The following is a 4,346-nucleotide window of genomic DNA, read 5'->3' on the forward strand; positions in this document are numbered from 1 at the left end:
TATATTTTTGCCGGAGCTTTGCTATCGATCGCTTCTAATTATTCTCAAGATATGAGCAATTTATTTGCTAGAAATGAACAGGTTTATCAAACTGCTAGTTTAAGTGATGTTCCTCCTATTTTGACGGCAGAAACCGCAATTACCAGCCTAGAAGCGGCAGCATCGGAGGATAGTAAAAAGCTATCAAATTAGCTAGTATCATAACTAACCTGAGTTCGGGATCAGCCGAAACCCTAATTTTACCGTAGCCGGTCAGCCCTATTCTTTCCTAGAAGTCAACAATACTACGGCGTGCGTCATCCTGAATACTGTACTCGCTACCGAAAGCGATTTGTAAGAATAAGATACTGTACAAAATAGAGAATACGATGCTGAGACTGAACCAGAAGGTTCTGGAAAGCATCAATTCTCTTAGAGGAGTTAAATCTAAAAAATACGAGTTCTTTGTCTGCATAACTACCTTGACGTTTTATCCAAGTATTTTACATTTAATACCAGGGTGAGCGCATCTCAAACGCTATTGACAATTAGCCCCTTTTGTGATCTGCTTGCTGTGTGGGCATTTCAAGTGATACCAGTCAATCAGAATAGTTACGAAATCTTAACATTGGGTCGATTTTTGCTTAACAATTGAGATGGCAAATTCTCCTCAAATATGCCTGAATGTACCTCTGGGTAAGCAACTCACATAAAGTTCATTTTGTCAAGGATTGTTAAGATGCGCTTACCCTGTATTAGTCATTAATACGTCTAGCTAATAATACTAAATTGGAAGGCATTCCCAGCGCCCAGATGGTTTCGACTCTAATACTGAAATTGTCTCCTAAAGCTTGTTTAGCTAAGTTTAATAATTCGGCTCTACCCAGTAGGTTTAAATTATCTTCCTTAGCCCAGAAGGATAACCCGACTATATTTAATAGAAACCGATGCCAAGATTTAGGTAACCAATGGATTAGGGGAAGTTTAGTATGAAATTCTAGCCAATGCCAACGATTGGGTGTAGTTAAGAATATTTTACTAGCAACTCTGGCACACTCTCGAATATGTTCAACCTGTAAATGAGTCGAACCACAATGTTCTAAAACTGCGCTAGAGGTGGCTACATCAAACTCACACTCCTTAGCAAGAATTGGGCGATGAAATCCATTGGGGCTTAAAATTTTGGCAAAAGGAAACACTTGGCTCAGGGAAGAAATGTCTTCTGGGGAAGAGAGGGCGACAGTTAACCCTGCTTCATGAAACCAGGGAATCATACAGTTACTGTCTATCCTCTCCACATCTGGAGTAGAACCAATATCAATAATACTTTCTCCTGCCCGTAAATCGAGTTTGTTCATAGCTAAATCAAACATCTTACGGCGAGCTTCTACACTTAAGCGTTCTTGAATCCCTGTTAACCAATGTCCACGATTAAAATAGTCAATGCCTTGATTCATAATATATTTGTTTACATAGTTGGGTATCTCGAAAAATTGATAGCCCAAGGACTGTTATAGTATAATGAGTAAGAACAGCGAGTCAAGCGAACAAATGCTCTTGCCAGAATCACCCAGGGTAAGAGCATCTCAATTAGGCTTGACAAAAGGCTTTCAGCACAGCCATCATATAGTTATTATCCATGGCCGCCCGTTTACTTTTTTGTGCCAGACTACGTCGGTAAGTGGATTCCTGGTTAAGAGCGTTAAGTGCTACTCGTCTCAAGAATGCAAAATTACGAGGGCTGTGACCAGAGCGAATCCGACATTTATCTTAATTAAAAGTAACATCTAAAATCCAATGAGCCTGATTTTCAATGCTCCAATGTTTACGAATAGCATTACCTATTTTTTGAGCATCAGCTGGGAGAGAACTGAGATAAAATTGGACTTCACAAGTGGTTTTATGACCAGGATGACGAACTCGTTTAACTATGATAATACTTTGAATTCCTTGCCATTGAGCTTGTTGATAAAGACTGCCGAAAGCTTCTAAGGGGACAGCCCAACACCAAAGTTTTTCGAGACGATGATGACCTTTTTCCAGACGGTAATCATAACTAAATTGAATACCATCAAATTGATGTGCTTGAGCTTGCTCAAACCAGTTTTTGACCTGAGTATAAAGAGTCGGATGATTAGCTTTAAGGGCGACAACGTAGTCAGCTTTTTTGGCTTGAATATGATTAAGTAGGTGGGTGGAATTAAATATAAAATGAACGTAGGTTGGGTTGAAGCATGAAACCCAACGCCCGATTATGTTACGCTACCGCTAACCCATCCTACAAATAATTGTGCCTACCTACTTAACTGCTAAATTAGATGAGCTTACCCTGTTTAATACGGATACCATAAGAACTAGGATGATTGTCTATTTCTTGGTATTTTTGAGTATACGAAAGTTGAAGGGTAACATATAAGTTTAGAAGCAATAAAGCCGATAACAATCAGTTACCATTATTTTTATCTTCGTTTCAATCCCAAAACACTTAAAAAGAAACTGGAAAAAACCACCTGTACTCCCAACGCTAGAGCGGTTACGGAAGGAATGACAATCCGCATGGTCACGGCTGGATCTAAGGCTCCATAAAGTCGAGCATTCCAAATGTATAAAGCATACAGTGAACCGCCCATACCTAGTACCAATAAAATTACGCCAATGCTCAATCCCACCTCCAGATTAATATAACGCAAAAATCGTCTTAATTTTCGGTCTTCCGGTAATAAACCCTCGCTGATAGCAAAAGCTTTTGTGAAGATGGCAAAACTGACGATTTGAAAGCCAATAATCAAAGCTGTGGCTGAATAGAGAAGGGTGTGAACTCTGGGTTGAGGAATAAACCAAATCGTCGCCACAAACCCCAGAAACATTAAAGCCAGTCCGGGATAGAGAAACAACCAGCGAGGACTATACATTAAGAGGAATCGGAGATGTCGCCAGCCATCGCGCCAAGTTTTTAGGTGGGGGGGACGACTACGACCGTCAGGGGATAAAGTGGTTGGTACTTCGGTAATTTTCAGGCCGTAGAGGGATGCTTTCACCACCATCTCGCTGGCGAATTCCATGCCAGTGGTGCGTAGGTTCAATTGTTTGATCGCCTGTTTACTAAACCCGCGCAATCCACAGTGAAAATCACCACAGGGGCTGCCAAAAAATAACCGTCCTAACCAAGTCAAGACAGGATTGCCCAGATACTTATGCAATACTGGCATCGCCCCTGGTTTAATTCCCCCCTGAAAACGATTGCCCATCACCAAATCATAACCCTGTCGCAATTTTTCTAGGAAAGGCGAGAGATTGGTAAAGTCATAGCTATCATCGGCATCCCCCATAATAATGTATTGACCTTTGGCGGCGGCGATACCTCCCCGCAGGGCGCTACCATAACCCCTTTCCGGGATGGGAACCACCCGCGCCCCTGAATTAGTGGCAATTTCTTGGGAACCATCGCTACTGCCATTATCGGCGATTAGCACCTCTCCCGCAATTTTCTGTCGTTCCAGATAATCTCGCGCTTTGCCGATACAGGTGGCCAGGGTTTCCGCCTCGTTGAGACAGGGCATGACGATCGATAATTCTAGAGTAGGTATCTGCTCATTAGAGGCGGCATCTGCCATGACCTGATTTTCCAGCATAACAATCGCGGTGGAGTCGTTTTGCTCAAGAGTATAACAGGATTATTGACATTTGTGACAACAGATTTTTGATTGCTCAATAGTGCTGCCTTAATTGATTGGCTTGTCTTTGTCCCCAATAACCTATAATGAGTGGGCTGTTCATTATCCAGATTTCCGAAGCTATCTAAGCTAGACACAGCCTTCAGCATCCCAACAACGGGGTTTAGATTACGAACAGCTTAGGGCAAAAATTCGGCAACCCAGAGAAAATGATACTGAAAAATTAAAAATTGAAGTTTATCTTGGTTTCACAGCCATAAACCTTAGCTATATCAAGCTTAAAATCGAAATGACCTTAAAAGTTTAGTTGTAACATATAAGTTTAGAATTGACAGTGCCGATAGCAATGGATTACTGGGGAATAAATAACGTGAGGGTGCAGGGAAAAATGCCAGATCAATTGCAATATACAAAAATAAGCGCAGTAAAATTATAGATAAGGCCAACTTCTTAATCAATAGATCTCTTGCATAAGTCTAGACAAAATAGGATAAAATAGTCCAAGAGTTAAGATTGAAAGATGACTTACGAACAAGTAAAAACTTTAAAGCTAACAGAGTTCAAACGCTTGTGTGGCGTGTATCCAGATACATTTAAGGATATGGTAACAGTCCTAAAGGCAGAAAAAGTTTGGCAAAAAAAGACAGGAAGACCTAGCAAATTGAGTACGGAAGACCAACTACTAATAACACT

3 protein-coding genes and 1 pseudogene are annotated in these 4,346 nt (G+C 41.0%); 1 reads left to right on the plus strand and 3 read right to left on the minus strand.

Annotation, left to right across the window (positions count from 1 at the left end; genetic code table 11):
- Positions 1–192: hypothetical protein (locus tag ACOCD9_RS20590; RefSeq protein WP_287703111.1), on the plus strand; the 192-nt coding region annotated here is incomplete at its 5' end.
- A 542-nt stretch (positions 193–734) separates the two neighbouring features.
- Here the strand turns inward: ACOCD9_RS20590 and ACOCD9_RS20595 are convergent.
- The 3 genes and pseudogenes from ACOCD9_RS20595 to ACOCD9_RS20605 all read right to left on the minus strand — a co-directional run bounded on the left by ACOCD9_RS20595 (position 735) and on the right by ACOCD9_RS20605 (position 3,611).
- Positions 735–1,436 (minus strand): hypothetical protein, encoded by a 702-nt coding sequence (locus ACOCD9_RS20595; protein ID WP_002756702.1) that lies wholly within the window; start codon positions 1,434–1,436, stop codon positions 735–737.
- A gap of 133 nt (positions 1,437–1,569) precedes the next feature.
- A pseudogene (locus ACOCD9_RS20600) lies at positions 1,570–2,151 on the minus strand (ISAs1 family transposase); the annotation flags it as partial.
- A gap of 287 nt (positions 2,152–2,438) precedes the next feature.
- Positions 2,439–3,611, minus strand: coding sequence for a glycosyltransferase family 2 protein (locus tag ACOCD9_RS20605; RefSeq protein WP_287703109.1), 1,173 nt, complete (start codon positions 3,609–3,611; stop codon positions 2,439–2,441).
- Positions 3,612–4,346: the final 735 nt, after the last annotated feature.

This window comes from Microcystis sp. (assembly GCF_048564745.1).
In the GTDB taxonomy this organism is placed as follows: Bacteria; Cyanobacteriota; Cyanobacteriia; order Cyanobacteriales; family Microcystaceae; genus Microcystis; species Microcystis ichthyoblabe_A.

Bases quoted from the DNA above. Each gene is read 5' to 3' on its own strand.
- ACOCD9_RS20605 (WP_287703109.1), bottom strand. From the start codon at position 3,611: ATGCTGGAAAATCAGGTCATGGCAGATGCCGCCTCTAATGAGCAGATA.
- ACOCD9_RS20595 (WP_002756702.1), bottom strand. From the start codon at position 1,436: ATGAATCAAGGCATTGACTATTTTAATCGTGGACATTGGTTAACAGGG.